Genomic DNA, 16695 nt, shown 5'->3' with positions numbered 1-16695 from the left:
GAAGCCTCAGATTATATACCATTTTTTAGGCCATTTGCTTCCACACCGTTTTTCCACCACTAGATTTGTCCAGTTGGGCCAAAACATCATAGTGCGCGGCCATTTCTTGGGCATTCGCTTCCAGGACTGGCAGTTGCATGCTGCGCAGGTCCAACTGCTCCACTACCAAGCCGGGCTCTTGGGTATCGCTACTCTCCATCAACAAGGCATCCTGGCCCCGGGTCATGTTGATGTACACGTCGGCCAGCAACTCGGCATCCAGCAGCGCCCCGTGCAAGGTACGCCCGGAGTTGTCTACCTCCAAGCGATCGCACAAAGCATCCAGGCTGTTGCGTTTGCCCGGAAACATTTCCTTGGCCATTACCAAGGTGTCCAAGACACTGCCGACAAAACTCTTGAACGGCTTCTTGCCCGTGCGCTTGAGCTCCATATCCAGAAAGGACAGGTCAAAGGGCGCGTTGTGGATGATGATTTCGGCGCCCGCTACATAGTCCACCAGCTCTTGGGCAATTTCCTCAAAGCGGGGTTTGTCGCTCAAAAACTGGGTTGTCAGTCCGTGGACCCGCAACGCACCTTCGTCGCTGTCCCGCCCCGGGTTCAGGTAAAAGTGCAGGTTGTTCCCGGTCAGCTTGCGGTTGACGAGTTCCACGCAGCCGATTTCCACCATACGGTCAGGGTGATCCGGGTGATTAGCATAGAAACCCGTGGTTTCCGTGTCGAGAAAAATCTGGCGCATGGTCTGCCTCAGTGGTTTTCGCGGGCGTGGTTGATGGTGTATTTGGGGATCTGTACCACCAGGTCTTGCTGCGCCAGGTAAGCCTGGCAACTCAATCGGGACTGTGGCTCCAAGCCCCAAGCGCGGTCCAACAGGTCTTCCTCGGTTTCTTCCGCCGCATTCAAGCTTTGCAAACCTTCGCGCACGATCACGTGGCAGGTGGTACAAGCACAGCTCATGTCGCACGCATGTTCAATCTGGATACCGTTTTCCAACAGCGCCTCGCAAATGGAAGTGCCGGGTGCCGCTTTTAGCTCAACCCCTTCGGGGCAATACTCAGGATGCGGCAGGATTTTGATAATGGGCATGGTCAGTTCACTTCAAATGGATTCAATGCTTTTGCCGGCCAGTGCTTGTGAAATACCTTTGTTCATCCGCATGGCGGCAAAGGGCTCGGTCACATCGGCCAGCGCCTTGATCGCGGCTTCAATAACGGCAGGATCGGTGACCTGCGTGGCAGCGGTCACATCGGCAATAGCGGCATCAATGGCAGTGAGCTCTGCGGCATTGAGAAGCTCACCGTCCGCATCCAAGGCACTGCGTGTTGCCAAGATTAGGCGGTCGGCATCCACCCTGGCTTCTACCAAGGCGCGGGATCGCATATCGGCTTCTGCAGTGGCAAAGCTGTCTTTGAGCATGGCGGCAATTTGATCATCAGTGAGACCGTAAGACGGCTTCACATCAATCCGGGCCTCCACACCGCTCACCTGCTCTTTGGCAGAGACGTTCAACAAGCCATCGGCATCGACCGTGAAGGTTACCCGGATACGGGCAGCGCCCGCTGCCATGGGGGGAATGCCGCGCAACTCAAACCGGGCTAGGCTGCGGCAATCGGCGACGAGGTCCCGCTCACCCTGGACGACATGCAAGGCCAGCGCGGTTTGACCGTCTTTGTAGGTGGTGAAATCCTGCGCCATGGCAGTCGGAATGGTTTGATTTCGCGGCACGATACGTTCAACCAAGCCACCCATGGTTTCCACACCTAATGAAAGCGGAATGACATCCAAAAGTAACAAATCGCCACCCGGATTGTTACCGGCTAACTGGTTCGCCTGAATGGCGGCACCCAGCGCCACTACCTCGTCCGGATTCAAATTGGTCAAAGGTTCTTGACCAAAAAAGGTCTGCACAGCAGCCTTGATCTGGGGCATGCGCGTAGAGCCGCCGACCAGCACCACACCCTGAACATCTTCTTTGCTGAGGGACGCATCCCGCAAAGCCTTGCGTACGGCTTGCAAGGTGCGCGCCGTTAGGTCTTTGGTGGCAGCTTCGAAATCCTCGCGCCTTATGCCCAAGTCGATAGCACCTACAGACAGATCCACTTCCACGCTGGCGATTTCTTCAGCCGACAAGGCTTCTTTGCAAGAGCGTGCCCCTGCCATCAACACCGCTTGGTCTTCAGGAGTGGGCGCAGAAAGGCCTGCAGTGTGCAGCAACCACTCCGCCAATGCGCGATCGTAGTCATCGCCCCCCAGTGCGGAGTCGCCACCGGCGGCCAAGACTTCAAAAACACCTTGCAATAAACGAAGAATGGAAATATCGAAGGTGCCGCCGCCCAAGTCATAAATGGCGTAGACCCCTTCCGAGGCGTTGTCCAAACCATACGCAATGGCGGCCGCCGTGGGCTCGTTGATCAAGCGCAAGACATTCAGGCCCGCAAGTTGGGCTGCGTCTTTGGTGGCTTGGCGCTGTGCATCATCAAAATACGCCGGCACCGTAATAACTGCACCGTAAATGTCGTCGTTGAAACTGTCTTCTGCCCTGAACCGCAAGGTCGCGAGGATCTCTGCACTGACTTCCACCGGGCTCTTCACCCCGGCAATGGTGCGGATCCGGGCCATCCCCGGCTCGTTCAACAAGGCAAACGGCAGCTTGTCGGCGTGTGCAATATCCGCGAAACCGCGCCCCATCAGGCGCTTGGCCGATGCAATCGTATTTCCCGGGTCGGTGGTTTGATTCGCCAAGGCGTCAAAGCCGATCTGCCGGCGATCAGCATCCAGATAGCGCACCACACTGGGCAACACCACCCGGCCCTGCGCGTCGGGCAGGCACTCCGCCACGCCGCTGCGCACCGCGGCCACCAGAGAATGGGTGGTCCCTAAATCAATACCGACAGCTATACGGCGCTCATGCGGGTTGGGGGATTGGCCGGGTTCTGAAATTTGCAAAAGCGCCATGACATCTCACACTATTCAAATTGATCTAAACGCTGATGCAGATCGAGCGCGAACTTATCGATAAACATCAAAGCTCGAACGTGACTCACCGCGGCTTCAAAGTCTTTTGTTTGGTCCAACGCAGTCTCGCAGGCGCCCAGCAGCTCTTGCCGGCTTTGTTGCACCTCGGCCAATAAAGCCTCCAGTGCGCTTGCCCCATTCGCATCATCCAGCGCCTCGCGCCACCCCATTTGCTGCATAAGAAATGCAGCGGGCATGGCGGTGTTGCTGTGCGCCTGAATCGGCTTGCCGGCCAACTCACACAAATAGGCAGCACGCTTCAGGGGATCTTTTAAGCGCTGGTAAGCCTCGTTGATCCTGACGGACCATTGCAACGCCACCCGCTGGGCTGCGGGGCCATGAGACGCAAATTTATCCGGATGGACTTCCCTTTGAAGTCCCTTCCAGCGCGCATCGATAGATGCACGATCCTGCGCGAACGCCCTCGTCAAACCGAAGAGGGCAAAATCATCATCTTGCAGGTTCACACTCGGAAGGACTCACCACACCCGCACTTGTCGCGCTCGTTGGGGTTATTGAAGCGAAAACCTTCGTTCAAACCCTCGCGGACAAAATCCAGCTGGGTACCGTCAATGTAGGCAAAGCTCTTGGGGTCGACCAAAACTTTCACGCCATGGCCTTCAAACACGATATCTTCCGGTGCCAGCTCATCCACGTACTCCAACTGATACGCCAAGCCGGAGCAGCCTGTGGTCTTTACGCCCAAACGCACCCCCACTCCCTTTCCACGTTTGGTCAGGTAGCGGGTCACGTGGCGCGCAGCGGCCTCTGTCAGGGTGACGGCCATATCAGTTCAGGTGCTTTTTCTTGTAGTCGTCCACGGCTGCTTTGATCGCATCTTCCGCAAGGATCGAGCAATGGATTTTGACCGGTGGTAGCGCCAATTCTTCAGCGATCTGGCTGTTTTTCAGGGCCGCAGCCTCGTCAAGCGTTTTACCTTTTACCCATTCGGTCACTAGGGAGCTGGACGCAATCGCTGAGCCGCATCCGTAGGTTTTGAATCGTGCATCTTCGATCACACCGGTCTCAGCGTTCACCTTGATTTGCAGTTTCATCACGTCACCACAGGCGGGCGCACCCACCATGCCAGTACCCACCGAGTCATCGCCCTTGTCAAAGGAGCCTACGTTGCGGGGGTTTTCATAGTGATCAACGACTTTGTCTGAATATGCCATTTGCTCTACCTCGTAATTTTGATCAGTGCGCCGCCCACTGGATAGTAGACAGGTCGATACCTTCTTTGTACATGTCCCACAGCGGGCTCAAATCACGCAGCTTGGCCACGTTTTGCTTGATGGTGTCGACCGCGTAGTCGATGTCCGCCTCGGTGGTCCATCGGCCGATCGTCATGCGCAAGCTGCTGTGCGCCAATTCATCGCTGCGCCCCAGAGCGCGCAACACATAGCTGGGCTCCAAGGAGGCGGAAGTACAAGCTGAACCACTGGAGACTGCCAAGCCCTTGATACCCATGATCAAGGACTCGCCTTCCACATAGTTGAAGCTCATGTTCAAGTTATGGGGAACGCGCTTTTCTTTGTGGCCGTTGATAAAGACTTGCTCAATGCCTTCCAAGCCAGCCAACATGCGGTCATGCAGAGCCTTGATACGCTTGTTTTCTTCATGCATCTCGGCCTTGGCAATCGCGTACGCCTCGCCCATGCCTACAATCTGGTGGGCAGGCAAGGTGCCACTGCGCATACCGCGCTCGTGGCCACCGCCGTGCATTTGGGCTTCCAGACGGATGCGCGGCTTGCGACGAACGAACAAGGCGCCAATACCTTTGGGGCCGTAAGTCTTGTGGGAGGTCAGGCTCATCAAATCGATGGGCAACTGGGTCATGTCAATGTCCACGCGGCCGGTAGCCTGCGCTGCATCCACATGGAAAATCACACCTTTTTCGCGGCACGCGTTGCCCAAGGCCACTACGTCCTGGATCACGCCGATCTCGTTATTCACGAACATCACACTTGCCAAAATGGTATCGGGGCGGATAGCGGCCTTGAAGGTATCTAGGTTGACCAACCCATCGTCCTGCACATCAAGGTAGGTGACTTCAAACCCTTGGCGCTCCAGCTCGCGGCAGGTATCCAGCACCGCCTTGTGCTCGGTTTTCGCCGTGATGATGTGCTTGCCTTTAGTCTTGTAGAACTGTGCGGCACCCTTGATTGCAAGGTTGTTGGACTCGGTAGCACCCGAGGTCCAGACGATTTCACGAGGATCCGCACCTATCAAGGATGCGACTTGCTCGCGGGCCTTCTCGACAGCAGCTTCGGCCTCCCAGCCCCAGGCGTGGCTCCTGGATGCCGGATTGCCAAAATGGTTACGCAGCCAAGGGACCATGGCATCCACCACCCGCTCGTCGCAGGGGTTGGTTGCGCTGTAGTCCATGTAAATCGGAAAATGAGGTGTTGTGTCCATAGCTGGCTCGGTGCTGGCTGCAGTAAAAAAATCAGGATTTCGAGAAGGCATTGCCCAAGGCAAACACCGAATTCGGCGCATTCACCCGGATCGGCTTGACCACTGGCATTGCAGAAATTGCGCGCTTGATGCTCGGCTTGTCTTCGATTTGCAAACCCTTGGCGAGTTGATCGTCCACCAGCTTTTGCAGGGTGACTGAGTCCAAAAACTCCACCATACGGGTGTTCAATGAGGCCCAAAGGTCGTGCGTCATGCAGCGTGCACCTTCGCCCAAGCAGTTTTCTTTGCCGCTGCATTGAGTGGCGTCGATCGGCTCGTCTACCGACGTGATGATTTCCGCGACGGTAATGTCAGACGCCTTGCGGGCCAAGGTGTAACCGCCGCCCGGGCCGCGGGTGGACTCCACCAAATCGTGGCGGCGCAGCTTGCCGAACAACTGCTCAAGGTAAGAGAGGGAAATTTGTTGGCGCTGGCTGATCGCAGCCAGAGTCACAGGCCCTGAGCTTTGACGCAGGCCCAGATCGATCATCGCGGTGACCGCAAAACGGCCTTTGGTGGTGAGACGCATCGCTTGCTCCTTGGTGGCAGGGTTGTTGACTGGCGGGCTCGAGTGTAGCACTAAACCCCGCATATCAGTCGGGTAAGCAGACTGATCAGTCTATTTACCCGATAGGAATAATCAACTTTACAGATTGACGATGTTGTCAGTCCCTGGCGCGCCAAAAGCCTGCTCTTTCAGGATGGTCAATTGATCGCGTACACGTGCTGCTTTTTCGAACTCGAGATTGCGCGCGTGCTCCATCATGAGCTTTTCCAAGCGCTTGATTTCGCGCGACACATCCTTCTCGCTCATGTCCTCCACCTGAGCACGTTGATGGGCATCCCGCTCCAGACGCTCAGCCTCTTTGCCCGCTTTTTCGCTGTAGACGCCATCAATCAGGTCGCGTACCTTTTTGACGATAGCTTTAGGCGTAATGCCTCGCTCCAGGTTATGAGCGATTTGCTTTTTGCGGCGACGCTCGGTCTCTCCAATGGCACGCGCCATGGAGTCCGTGATCTTGTCGGCATACAAAATTGCTTTACCTTCCAGGTTTCGGGCAGCACGGCCAATGGTCTGGATCAGCGAACGCTCCGAGCGCAAAAAGCCTTCTTTGTCGGCATCCAGAATGGCGACCAGCGAGACTTCCGGGATATCCAAGCCTTCTCGCAGCAAGTTGATCCCGACCAGCACGTCAAACGTACCCAAACGCAGATCCCGCAAAATTTCGACACGCTCTACGGTGTCCACATCGCTATGCAAGTAGCGCACCTTTACGCCGTTGTCGGTCAGGTAATCGGTAAGCTGCTCCGCCATCCGTTTGGTCAGGGTGGTGATTAACACGCGCTCGTTTTTGTCAACCCGGATCCGGATTTCCTGCAGCACGTCATCCACCTGGCTACCCGCCGGACGCACCTCGACCTCAGGATCCACCAAGCCCGTGGGGCGTACCACCTGCTCCACCACCTGCCCGGCATGCTCGTTCTCCCATTGCGCGGGCGTGGCCGACACGAACACGACCTGCCGCATTTTGGTCTCGAACTCTTCAAACTTGAGCGGCCGGTTATCCAGGGCGCTGGGCAAGCGGAATCCGTACTCCACCAGAGTCGTTTTACGCGCCCGGTCGCCGTTGTACATGCCACCGAACTGACCGATCAACACATGGCTCTCGTCCAAAAACATCATCGCGTCTTTGGGCAAATAGTCGGTCAAGGTCGACGGTGGCTCGCCCGGGGCAGACCCACTCAAATGGCGCGAGTAGTTTTCAATGCCTTTGCAATGCCCCACCTCGCTGAGCATTTCCAGGTCAAAGCGGGTGCGTTGCTCCAGGCGCTGCGCCTCGACCAGCTTCCCCATGCCGACAAACTCTTTCAAACGACCCGCCAGCTCGGTTTTGATAGTCTCCACCGCTGCCAGCACTTGGTCGCGGGGCGTGACATAGTGGCTGCTGGGGTAGACGGTAAAGCGGGGGATTTTCTGGCGGATGCGCCCCGTCAGCGGGTCAAACAACTGCAGGCTCTCAATCTCGTCGTCAAACAGCTCGACGCGAATCGCCATCTCACTGTGCTCCGCCGGAAAGATATCGATGGTGTCACCCCGCACCCGAAAGGCACCCCGGCTGAAATCCATGTCATTGCGCTGGTACTGCATCCGCACCAATTGGGCAATTATGTCGCGCTGGCCCATACGATCGCCGGTGCGCAGGGTCATCACCATCTGGTGGTAACTCTCTGGCTTGCCGATGCCGTAAATGGCCGACACGGTCGCCACAATCACCACATCCCGCCGCTCGATGATGCTCTTGGTACAACTCAGGCGCATTTGTTCAATGTGCTCGTTGATCGCACTGTCTTTTTCAATAAAAAGGTCACGCTGAGGCACATAGGCCTCGGGCTGGTAGTAGTCGTAGTAGCTGACGAAATACTCCACCGCATTCTTCGGAAAGAACTCGCGGAACTCGCTGTACAGCTGGGCAGCAAGTGTCTTATTCGGGGCAAATACGATCGCAGGACGGCCCAAACGGGCGATCACGTTCGCCATGGTGAACGTCTTGCCCGACCCGGTCACGCCCAGCAAGGTTTGAAAAACCTCGCCATCTTCCACACCACTCACCAGCTGATCAATCGCTTCCGGCTGGTCCCCCGCGGGCGGATAGGGCTGGTACAGCTCAAACGGCGACCCCGGGAAACTGACAAAGGTACCGGTGCGCACTTGCGCCGAATCATCGTTTTCCACGACGGCGAGGGGCACGGGATTTTTGGAGGCAGGCATGAGAGTAGGTCCGGACAGCAGAAAAAGCACGAAACCCAAGACTGTAGACTAGCTGCGCAACTGTAGGGGGTTTGACTTGCAAAGCACTTTGTTTCCCGGGGTACGGCTACCCCTTGTTCAGGCACCCATGGCGGGCGCACAAGGTGCTGCCTTGGCGGCTGCCGTCTGCAACGCAGGCGCACTGGGCTCTTTGCCAGCGGCCATGCATACGCCCGAGTCGCTGGAGCGCGAGCTCGCCGGGCTGCGCGCGCTCACCTCACACGCATTCAATGTGAATTTCTTTTGCCACTCGCCACCTATACCGGATCCGGTTACCGAGGCGCGTTGGATGGAAACCCTGCATCCGCATTACCAGCAATGGCAGTTGACCGCCCAAGACATGGTGCCCGGGCCGGGCCGGGCACCTTTTTCAGAGGCCATGGCCGAGGTGCTGGAGTCGTTTCGGCCCGCAGTGGTCAGCTTTCATTTTGGCTTGCCGGCTCATGCGTTACTGGCGCGGGTTAAAGCCATGGGCAGCTTGGTAATGTCGTCCGCGACCACGGTGGAGGAAGGTCTCTGGTTGCAGAACCATGGTGCCGATATCGTGATTGCACAGGGTCTGGAGGCGGGTGGGCACCGGGGGTTGTTCTTGCATACAGACCTCAGTACCCAGCGCCCTTTGGCGGACTTGCTGCCGCCATTGGTCCAAGAGCTGCGCGTCCCGGTGCTTGCTGCGGGTGGCATTGCAAGCGATACCGATGTCGCCGCAGCGATGGCCATGGGCGCTGCGGGTGTGCAAGTGGGTACAGCCTATCTGACCTGTCACGAAGCCACGACCAGCGCGCTGCACCGCAGAGCACTCCAAGCGACACCACCGCGCACCACCGCGCTCACCAACATCTTCACCGGCAGGCCAGCCCGGGGCATCGTGAACCACGCCATGCAAAGCCTGGGCCCCATGAACCCGGAGGCACCAGCATTTCCGCTGGCCACGGCAGCCATAGCCCCGCTCAGGGCCCGTGCCGAGGCAGCCGGCTTGGACGACTTCAGCCCCTTGTGGGCCGGCACCAACATGCAAGGCTGCTTGAACGAATCCGCAGCGGACACCACCCGCAGGCTCGCCAAAGGCTTTGGCACCATTGCACCATGAGAGCGGGCACCATCTCGGTGCCGTTTAAAATACGCATTTTCTCCGCGGCTCTCCACAGACCCGTTTATCGCCCCCTCCGTTCAGGACTTATCCATGTCTCTTTTTACTGCCGTCGAAATGGCTCCCCGTGACCCTATCCTGGGTCTGAACGAACAATTCAACGCTGACACCAACCCCAGCAAAGTGAATCTGGGTGTGGGCGTGTATTTCGACGACAACGGCAAGTTACCCCTGCTGCAGTGCGTGCAAGCCGCTGAAAAGACCATGATGGACAAGCCCACCGCCCGTGGCTACCTGCCTATCGACGGTATTGCGGCCTACGACGCCGCAGTGAAAGCCTTGGTATTTGGCGCAGACTCTGAAGTGGTCAAGAGCGGCCGCGTGGCCACCGTGCAGGCCATTGGAGGCACCGGCGGCCTGAAAATCGGCGCGGACTTCCTGAAGAAAATCAGCCCCAACGCCACGGTGCTGATCTCGGACCCCAGCTGGGAAAACCACCGCGCGCTGTTCACCAACGCCGGTTTCAACGTGGACACCTACCCCTACTTCGACCAGAGCGCCAACGGCGGTTTGGGTGGCATCAACTTTGACGGCATGCTGGCCAAATTGAACGGCGCCGCAGAAGGCACCATCGTGCTGCTGCACGCCTGCTGCCATAACCCCACCGGTTATGACATCACCGCCGCCCAGTGGGACCAGGTGATCGCTGTGGTCAAGGCCCGCAAGCTGACCGCCTTCCTCGACATGGCTTACCAAGGCTTCGGGTACGGTATTGCCGAAGACGGCGCCGTGATCGCCAAGTTTGTGGCCGCTGAGCTGAACGTTTTTGTGTCCACCAGCTTCTCCAAGAGCTTCAGCCTCTACGGTGAGCGCGTGGGCGCCTTGAGCGTGGTCGGCAACAGCAAGGAAGAAACCGACCGCGTCCTGAGCCAGCTCAAGATCGCGATCCGGACCAACTACTCCAACCCGCCCACCCATGGTGGTGCCATCGTGGCAGCCGTGCTGAACAACCCCGAGCTGCGTGCCCAGTGGGAACAGGAACTCGGCGAAATGCGCGTGCGCATCAAGGCCATGCGCCAGAAACTGGTGGACGGCCTCAAGGCTGCTGGCGTGGCCAAAGACATGTCTTTCATCACCACCCAGATCGGCATGTTCAGTTACTCCGGCCTCTCCAAAGACCAGATGGTGCGTCTGCGTTCTGAGTTCGGCGTTTACGGCACCGACACCGGCCGCATGTGCGTGGCTGCCCTGAACAGCAAGAACATCGATTACGTCTGCCAAGCGATCGCCAAGGTCGTCTAAGACCCTATGCGGGGCGGATGCCCCGCCGAAGCAGCTATCTTTTTGATAGCTGCTTGCGCATATTCCACGGGCGTCAATGGAGACAATTGCATGAAAAAAATAGCCTATGCGTTGGGAGCCCTGCTTGGACTGATTTCCACCACCGCAGGTGCATGGGGCAACCACACCCTCGCAGCCTACCGGGCACTGGAGGCGATGCCCGAAGTCGCCAACGCTGCGCCTGTGACCGTTGAGGCCCTGGAAAGCTTCCTCAAGGCCGAAGAAAAGACCATCGAGGCCTTGCTGGCAAGCCATGAGGCTTGGGCGGCGGCGAACCTTCAAAGTTATCCACCCCGCCCGCCCAAACTGGCTTTTGTTGCCAATCCAAACCGCAGTGACGAAGCGCGCCGCTTGGCATTTACCCATGCCTTGCGAATCGCCCCTAACAGCCGGTTTGCACTTTTCATTCAACCCGACCCGAAGCTCAATGCCTCGCCCGCACCGCGCTTGGCCTCGGAGACTGTCACCACCTTGCCCATGTTGGGCAATGCCACCCAAAAATTCCAACCCCTCAAGGTGGGTGACGCGGTAGCGCCTCTTGCGGTTGCAGCCAGTGCCGCTGACGAGCCGGACTACGGGCTGGACATCAACCTGTTTGAGGATAGCCCTTCTGAGTGGGGCAAGATGTATGGCTTCGGCACACTTCCCTTTGGCAACCCCTTGCTGGTGTATGGCAGCCAAGCGCCGTTCCACATGGGTTTCATGCATGAGAACAAGGTGCTGTACACCGCAGCACCCTTCATCAAGCGGACCTTTCCCCAGTTACGGGTCTACCAGTACTCCACCCTCGCCTCTCTGGCCTTCCGCACCGGCCACCCTTATTGGGGTTGGCGCTTTACCGGCTTGGCACTGCACTACATCCAGGACCTAACCCAGCCCTACCACGCGAGCCTGTCACCCGGCGACTCGACGCTGAAGCTGCTCGCCATCAACGCCATGGCCATGACAGGGCTCGCCGGCATGAAAAACGACATGGTGACCCTGCTATCGAACCGGCACTTGGCGCTCGAGAAGTACCAGTCCGAAGTACTGCTGAACTCCGCGCTGGCCAAGCAAGACACCCCGATTGATCAGGCCCTGCGTCAAATTGACAAAGACGCCAGCTACCCCGAGTGGCACGACTTGTACCTTCGCAACGTGGTGTCTGCACAGGCTGCCTCTTACGGGAACCGAATTGCCCAAACTCTGGTTGAGAGCATGCCTCCCGGCTTCGTTTCCGACCCCAATTACGACTTTGGAGCCAACGAAGAGCGAGTGACATTGGTCAAGGAGTTGGCAAGCGCTCCCACCGAGGCAAAACTCAAGTTGGACGGACTTGTTGCGGAGTTGCTTGCCAACTTTGGGGCTCACAGCCGCAATGCGGTCCGGGGGATTCTCAAGGCAAGTAACCGCTAATTGGCGCACTCCTGTTATATTGCACTGCAACATTTTCCTGAAAGCGAGCTTCTTATGCTTTACCAGCTCTACGAAACCCAACGTTCCTTGATGGAGCCGTTTTCCGACCTGGCACTGGCGGCGGCCAAGTTGTATAGCAACCCGCTGTCCGTCGCCGGACAAAACCCCTTCGCCCAGCGCCTGTCTGCCAGCTACGACCTGATGCACCGCTTGGGCAAGGACTACGAAAAGCCCGAATTCGGCCTGCGCACCATCGGCGTCGATGGCGTGGACATCGCCATTCATGAGCGGGTAGAACTCAGCAAACCCTTCTGCGAATTGCGCCGTTTCAAGCGCTTTACCGACGACACCGCAACCCTGGAAAAGATCAAGGGCCAGCCGGTGGTGCTGATCGTGGCCCCCCTGTCGGGCCACTACTCCACCCTGCTGCGTGACACCGTCAAGACCATGTTGAAAGACCACAAGGTCTACATCACCGACTGGAAAAATGCCCGTCTGGTGCCCTTGTCAGAGGGCGAATTCCACTTGGACGACTACGTCAACTACGTTCAGGAGTTCATTCGCCACGTACAGGGCAAATACGGCAACTGCCACGTGATGAGCGTCTGCCAGCCCACCGTGCCGGTGCTGGCTGCGGTGTCGCTGATGGCGAGTCGCGGTGAGACTACGCCCCTGACCATGACCATGATGGGCGGCCCGATTGATGCCCGCAAGTCCCCCACTGCGGTGAACAACTTGGCCATGAACAAGAGCCATAGCTGGTTCGAAAATAACGTGATTTACCGCGTACCCAGCAACTTCCCCGGCTCTGGGCGTCGCGTGTACCCCGGTTTCTTGCAGCACACCGGCTTTGTGGCCATGAACCCCGACCACCATGCCAAGAGCCATTACGACTACTTCAAGGACCTGATCAAAGGCGACGACGCCTCGGCCGAAGCCCACCGTAAGTTTTACGACGAGTACAACGCGGTGCTGGACATGGACGCCGACTACTACCTCGAAACCATCCGCGTGGTGTTCCAGGACTTTGCGCTGGTCAGCGGCACCTGGGATGTGCGGGGCGAAGACGGCAAGATCGAGCGCGTCAAGCCTGAAGACATCACCACCACCGCCCTGTTGTCGGTGGAAGGCGAGCTAGACGATATCTCCGGCTCCGGCCAGACCCGTGCTGTACACGACATTTGCAGTGGCGTGCCCAAATCGCTGCAAAAGCACTACGAGGCCATTGGTGCCGGGCACTATGGCATCTTCTCCGGCCGCCGCTGGCGTGAGATGGTGTACCCGCAAGTCAAGGCTTTCATCAAGAGCCACGACAGCCAAGCGAGTGCACCGGCTTCTACAGAGACGGTTGCCGCAGCGACTGCTGTCGTAGCTGCGCCCGCTGCCACCTTAGAGCCAAAAACGACTCCAGCGCCCGTAAAGACTGCGCCAGCAGCTACTAAAAAGGTAGCACGCAAGCGGGTCAGCACTACCAAGTGAGTACAGCCTCAGTGGCTGCGCCGCTGCTGGACGCGCTGCCGCAAACCCAGTGCACCCGCTGCGGGTATCCCGATTGCGCCGCCTATGCCGGCGCAATGGCGCGTAACGAAGCGCCCATCAATCAGTGTCCTCCTGGAGGAGCAAAGGGTATTGCGCGCCTGGCGGCCATCACAGGTAGTCCGGTCATTCCCCTGAATCCGGAGTTCGGGCAGGAAGGGCCGCGCACTGTCGTCTTCATTGATGAAGACTGGTGCATCGGCTGCACCCTGTGTATCAAGGCCTGCCCCACCGATGCCATCATCGGCAGCAACAAGCGCATGCACACGGTGATCGAGGCACATTGCACCGGTTGCAACCTGTGCCTGCCGGTGTGCCCTGTCGATTGCATGGTGGTGGAAACCGTCTCAGGCGATCGCACCGGGTGGGATGCTTGGAGCGTGGAAGACGCCTTGAAGGCGCGCCAGCGCTACGAAAGCCGCCAAGTGCGGCAGGCCCGCGAGGCTGAAGAGCACGCCCGAGCGTTAGAAGCCAAAGCGCGCATGAAATTGGCAGATATGGCCACCCATTCGCAACACACCGATGAAGCGGTGTTGGACCAAAAACGTGCAGTCATTCAAGCTGCGCTCGCCAAAGCCCGGGCTCGGCGGGCTGACAAGGCAGACTGAACACACAAGTCGCCCTGCAGCCCAGTGACCGGAGGGGTGTCAAACGCTGGCCATCAGGCTTTTGTAGACGCCGCAGCCGACGTACATATCGTCCACCCTCACCACATACGACATCTTGGTTTGCACCAAACCTGTTAACGGGTTGGCAATCTCATACTCCACCCACCCTGGTGCGTGGTCAGCTTGGTCCACGATCGCAGCGATCAGCGCGTTACCGTCGATCCCTGCAACGTCTTGGACCCGGGTACCTACCTTGGCTTGGTTACCGGCAAATGCCAGATACTGGCCGCTGCGGTCCAGCACAAACACATACATATCCCGGTCAAACAAGCCCGTGTGTTGGGCAGTCACCTCCTGAACAAAAGAGTCTCGCGCACTGTAGCTGCGACGCACCTCGAGCGCCCGTTCGACCAGCTGACGCGCCTCATCAGCAGAACCTTGTTGGAGTTTGAAAACCGCCACCGCATCAGCCAGCACACTGGCACGGTCTTGCAACGCGGTCGCCTGGCTCACCGCCTGTTCGACCATCGATGCGTTTTGCTGGGTGATCTCATCGAGTTGACGGATGGCCGTGGTGATTTCCGTCAAGCTCGCGCTCTGCTCTGAACTGGACGCTGAAATCAGCGACATGTGGCTTGCCACACTACGCACGCCTTCTGCGATCGCGGAGATATTGCTGCCAGCTGCCCGGATCTGTTGCACCCCGGCGGCCACTTGCTGTGACGAAGTGGAAATGAGCTGCCGGATCTCTTTGGCAGAAGCTGCAGACCGTTGCGCTAAGGAGCGCACCTCGGTTGCCACCACCGCGAAGCCACGCCCCGACTCCCCGGCGCGCGCGGCCTCTACCGCCGCATTCAACGCGAGGATGTTGGTCTGGAAGGCCAGGCCGTCAATCACGCCGACGATTTCATCCATCCGGCGGGTGCTGGCTTCAATCGCCTCAATCGAGGCGATGGCTTGGCTCATGCCCGCAGCGCCTTGCTCAGCCGTTTGGCGTACACCTTGGGCGACCCTGTCCGACTCTTGCGCAGAGTTGGCATTGTCCTGGACGGTGGATGCCAGTTCTTGAACGCTGGCAGAAGTCTCCTCCAGATTCGCGGCTTGTTGCTCGGTGCGGTCAGACAGGTTGCGGTTACCCATGACCAGCACTTCGCCCGAGTTGGCAACCAACGCCGAATTGCTCCGCACACTGGCCACCATCACCGAGATGTTGTTCACCATCACATCCATCGAATGAGACATGTCTGAGAGCTCGTCATTGCCCCGGATACGCACCCGATGGCGCAAGTTGCCACTGGCCGTTTCTTGCATGAATAGCAAAACTTGGCGCAAATCGGAGAGAAAACTCAAATTGAAGGACAGCATCAGGTAGATGAGCACCACAAGAGCGAGCGCACTGCCCACGACCAGCAGATAGAGCGAAGTGTTCAAGTCTGCCTCGCGCCCCTTGAGTTGCTCCACCATTTCGGTATTTACAGCCTTGTGGTAGGCGCCGATAGCATCGATCGCTTGGGTACCGGCGGTGAAATACGCCTCGGAGTCCCCGCTGGGCGCGCCGGGTTTGAAGCGATCTTTGGTGAGGGCTACAAACGCATTCACCGCGGCCTCGACCTCTTCCCCTTTGGGCTCCTTAAAGCCGACTCCAGCCAGAATTTTTTGGGAGTATTTGACGTCCCGCATCCAGGCGGCGAGGCCATCCGCCAAGACGGTAACCCGGGCAATGGCTGTGTCAGTCACCGTGGGCTGACTTAGAAAGCCCGCGCCCGCACCCCGCAAGCGCCCAATCTGCTCGCGCAGTGGAATCAAACGAGATACCGACATATCCATCAGTAAATAGGTTACGGGCACTGGGTCGTAAAGCAAGCCCGACTTATCGGCAACTCCGTAGACAAACCGTGTCATATCCTCCACCAAGGCCGTGTGAACGCTGAAGGCCTGCGGTGCGTCTTTGCCTTCGATGCTGGCGATTAGCCCATCCAAGCGGACCCGCAGGTCCTTCCACTCAGAGGGGACTTCGAGTGCGAGTTTTTCATCCAGCACTTTTTCGAGCGCGGCCCGCGACTCGGACAATTTGCTTCGAGTTTGCTCACGAGGGCCTTGGGCAGCTGCGTTACCCAAGAGCACCATGTTCGTCTGCCCCCGGTGGGCTTGGATCAAGCGAATGACGTCGGTCGCCTGTTCGAACACCAGAACCCCATCCACCTCTGAGCGGATGACGGCCGTGTCCTCCAGCGTTTGGCACAAGAGTTGCCACACCATGGCAACCATAGGCAGCAACGCCACAAGAAACACGATGGCCAGCTTGGCCCCGAAACGCATCTTGCGCATGCCCCACATGCCGGGGTACAGAAACTTCACAAAGCTCATAGCGGGCGTTCCTTGGAAATTCTTCAACTGCTTTGACTTTATCGCTTTTCCAGCAATAAATGACAGAAAAATGGGGGGCA

The 16695-nt window shown here is 58.2% G+C and carries 15 protein-coding genes; 5 read left to right on the top strand and 10 right to left on the bottom strand.

The features are described from left to right. Positions 1 to 25 precede the first annotated feature (25 nt). The 9 genes from dnaQ to uvrB all read right to left on the bottom strand — a co-directional run bounded on the left by dnaQ (position 26) and on the right by uvrB (position 8239). Positions 26 to 736, bottom strand: a complete 711-nt coding sequence (dnaQ, locus tag U5L73_RS09560) for a DNA polymerase III subunit epsilon (RefSeq protein WP_322562145.1) — start codon at positions 734 to 736, stop codon at positions 26 to 28. A gap of 8 nt (positions 737 to 744) precedes the next feature. Beyond that, positions 745 to 1083 (bottom strand): ISC system 2Fe-2S type ferredoxin, encoded by a 339-nt coding sequence (gene fdx, locus U5L73_RS09555; protein WP_313880870.1) that lies wholly within the window; start codon positions 1081 to 1083, stop codon positions 745 to 747. 12 nt (positions 1084 to 1095) lie between these two features. After that, positions 1096 to 2952 (bottom strand): Fe-S protein assembly chaperone HscA, encoded by a 1857-nt coding sequence (hscA, locus tag U5L73_RS09550; RefSeq protein ID WP_322562144.1) that lies wholly within the window; start codon positions 2950 to 2952, stop codon positions 1096 to 1098. A gap of 11 nt (positions 2953 to 2963) precedes the next feature. Then, a complete protein-coding gene (gene hscB, locus U5L73_RS09545) occupies positions 2964 to 3479 on the bottom strand; it encodes a Fe-S protein assembly co-chaperone HscB (protein ID WP_322562143.1) in 516 nt (171 codons plus the stop codon). After that, positions 3476 to 3799, bottom strand: a complete 324-nt coding sequence (iscA, locus tag U5L73_RS09540) for an iron-sulfur cluster assembly protein IscA (RefSeq protein ID WP_296508458.1) — start codon at positions 3797 to 3799, stop codon at positions 3476 to 3478. The genes hscB and iscA overlap by 4 nt, the downstream gene beginning before the upstream one ends. 1 nt (position 3800) lies before the next feature. Beyond that, the gene (gene iscU, locus U5L73_RS09535) at positions 3801 to 4187 is read right to left on the bottom strand and encodes a Fe-S cluster assembly scaffold IscU (protein ID WP_313875920.1); all 387 of its coding nucleotides are present in this window, start codon (positions 4185 to 4187) and stop codon (positions 3801 to 3803) included. A 22-nt stretch (positions 4188 to 4209) separates the two neighbouring features. Further along, entirely contained in the window at positions 4210 to 5430 is a 1221-nt protein-coding gene (locus U5L73_RS09530) for an IscS subfamily cysteine desulfurase (RefSeq protein WP_322562142.1), read from the bottom strand. A 31-nt stretch (positions 5431 to 5461) separates the two neighbouring features. Then, positions 5462 to 5998 carry a Fe-S cluster assembly transcriptional regulator IscR gene (gene iscR / locus U5L73_RS09525; protein WP_313875918.1) on the bottom strand — a complete coding sequence of 179 codons (537 nt, stop codon included), beginning with the start codon at positions 5996 to 5998 and terminating at the stop codon, positions 5462 to 5464. 117 nt (positions 5999 to 6115) lie between these two features. After that, the gene (gene uvrB / locus U5L73_RS09520; protein WP_322562141.1) at positions 6116 to 8239 is read right to left on the bottom strand and encodes an excinuclease ABC subunit UvrB; all 2124 of its coding nucleotides are present in this window, start codon (positions 8237 to 8239) and stop codon (positions 6116 to 6118) included. A 76-nt stretch (positions 8240 to 8315) separates the two neighbouring features. On the opposite strand from uvrB, the gene U5L73_RS09515 reads away from it, so the two are divergent. The 5 genes from U5L73_RS09515 (at position 8316) to rsxB (ending at position 14248) form a co-directional block, all read left to right on the top strand. Then, positions 8316 to 9368 carry a nitronate monooxygenase gene (locus U5L73_RS09515; RefSeq protein ID WP_322562140.1) on the top strand — a complete coding sequence of 351 codons (1053 nt, stop codon included), beginning with the start codon at positions 8316 to 8318 and terminating at the stop codon, positions 9366 to 9368. 93 nt (positions 9369 to 9461) lie between these two features. Continuing rightward, positions 9462 to 10670, top strand: coding sequence for an amino acid aminotransferase (locus U5L73_RS09510; RefSeq protein WP_322562139.1), 1209 nt, complete (start codon positions 9462 to 9464; stop codon positions 10668 to 10670). Between the two features lie 90 nt (positions 10671 to 10760). After that, positions 10761 to 12104 carry a hypothetical protein gene (locus U5L73_RS09505; protein WP_322562138.1) on the top strand — a complete coding sequence of 448 codons (1344 nt, stop codon included), beginning with the start codon at positions 10761 to 10763 and terminating at the stop codon, positions 12102 to 12104. 54 nt (positions 12105 to 12158) lie between these two features. Continuing rightward, the gene (locus tag U5L73_RS09500; protein WP_322562137.1) at positions 12159 to 13583 is read left to right on the top strand and encodes a polyhydroxyalkanoate depolymerase; all 1425 of its coding nucleotides are present in this window, start codon (positions 12159 to 12161) and stop codon (positions 13581 to 13583) included. Continuing rightward, the gene (gene rsxB, locus U5L73_RS09495) at positions 13580 to 14248 is read left to right on the top strand and encodes an electron transport complex subunit RsxB (protein WP_322562136.1); all 669 of its coding nucleotides are present in this window, start codon (positions 13580 to 13582) and stop codon (positions 14246 to 14248) included. Before U5L73_RS09500 ends, rsxB begins: the two co-directional genes overlap by 4 nt. Before the next feature lie 39 nt (positions 14249 to 14287). On the opposite strand, the gene U5L73_RS09490 is transcribed toward rsxB, so the two are convergent. Continuing rightward, positions 14288 to 16615: a methyl-accepting chemotaxis protein gene (locus U5L73_RS09490; RefSeq protein ID WP_322562135.1), complete on the bottom strand. Its 2328-nt coding sequence runs from the start codon at positions 16613 to 16615 to the stop codon at positions 14288 to 14290. Positions 16616 to 16695: the final 80 nt, after the last annotated feature.

The organism is Rhodoferax sp., from assembly GCF_034520025.1.
In the GTDB taxonomy this organism is placed as follows: domain Bacteria; phylum Pseudomonadota; class Gammaproteobacteria; order Burkholderiales; family Burkholderiaceae_C; genus Allorhodoferax.
This window is presented reverse-complemented; position numbering and strand designations above follow the sequence as displayed.

Bases quoted from the DNA above. Each gene is read 5' to 3' on its own strand.
- dnaQ (WP_322562145.1), bottom strand. From the start codon at position 736: ATGCGCCAGATTTTTCTCGACACGGAAACCACGGGTTTCTATGCTAAT.
- fdx (WP_313880870.1), bottom strand. From the start codon at position 1,083: ATGCCCATTATCAAAATCCTGCCGCATCCTGAGTATTGCCCCGAAGGG.
- hscA (WP_322562144.1), bottom strand. From the start codon at position 2,952: ATGGCGCTTTTGCAAATTTCAGAACCCGGCCAATCCCCCAACCCGCAT.
- iscA (WP_296508458.1), bottom strand. From the start codon at position 3,799: ATGGCCGTCACCCTGACAGAGGCCGCTGCGCGCCACGTGACCCGCTAC.
- iscU (WP_313875920.1), bottom strand. From the start codon at position 4,187: ATGGCATATTCAGACAAAGTCGTTGATCACTATGAAAACCCCCGCAAC.
- U5L73_RS09530 (WP_322562142.1), bottom strand. From the start codon at position 5,430: ATGGACACAACACCTCATTTTCCGATTTACATGGACTACAGCGCAACC.
- iscR (WP_313875918.1), bottom strand. From the start codon at position 5,998: ATGCGTCTCACCACCAAAGGCCGTTTTGCGGTCACCGCGATGATCGAT.
- uvrB (WP_322562141.1), bottom strand. From the start codon at position 8,239: ATGCCTGCCTCCAAAAATCCCGTGCCCCTCGCCGTCGTGGAAAACGAT.
- U5L73_RS09510 (WP_322562139.1), top strand. From the start codon at position 9,462: ATGTCTCTTTTTACTGCCGTCGAAATGGCTCCCCGTGACCCTATCCTG.
- U5L73_RS09505 (WP_322562138.1), top strand. From the start codon at position 10,761: ATGAAAAAAATAGCCTATGCGTTGGGAGCCCTGCTTGGACTGATTTCC.
- U5L73_RS09500 (WP_322562137.1), top strand. From the start codon at position 12,159: ATGCTTTACCAGCTCTACGAAACCCAACGTTCCTTGATGGAGCCGTTT.
- U5L73_RS09490 (WP_322562135.1), bottom strand. From the start codon at position 16,615: ATGAGCTTTGTGAAGTTTCTGTACCCCGGCATGTGGGGCATGCGCAAG.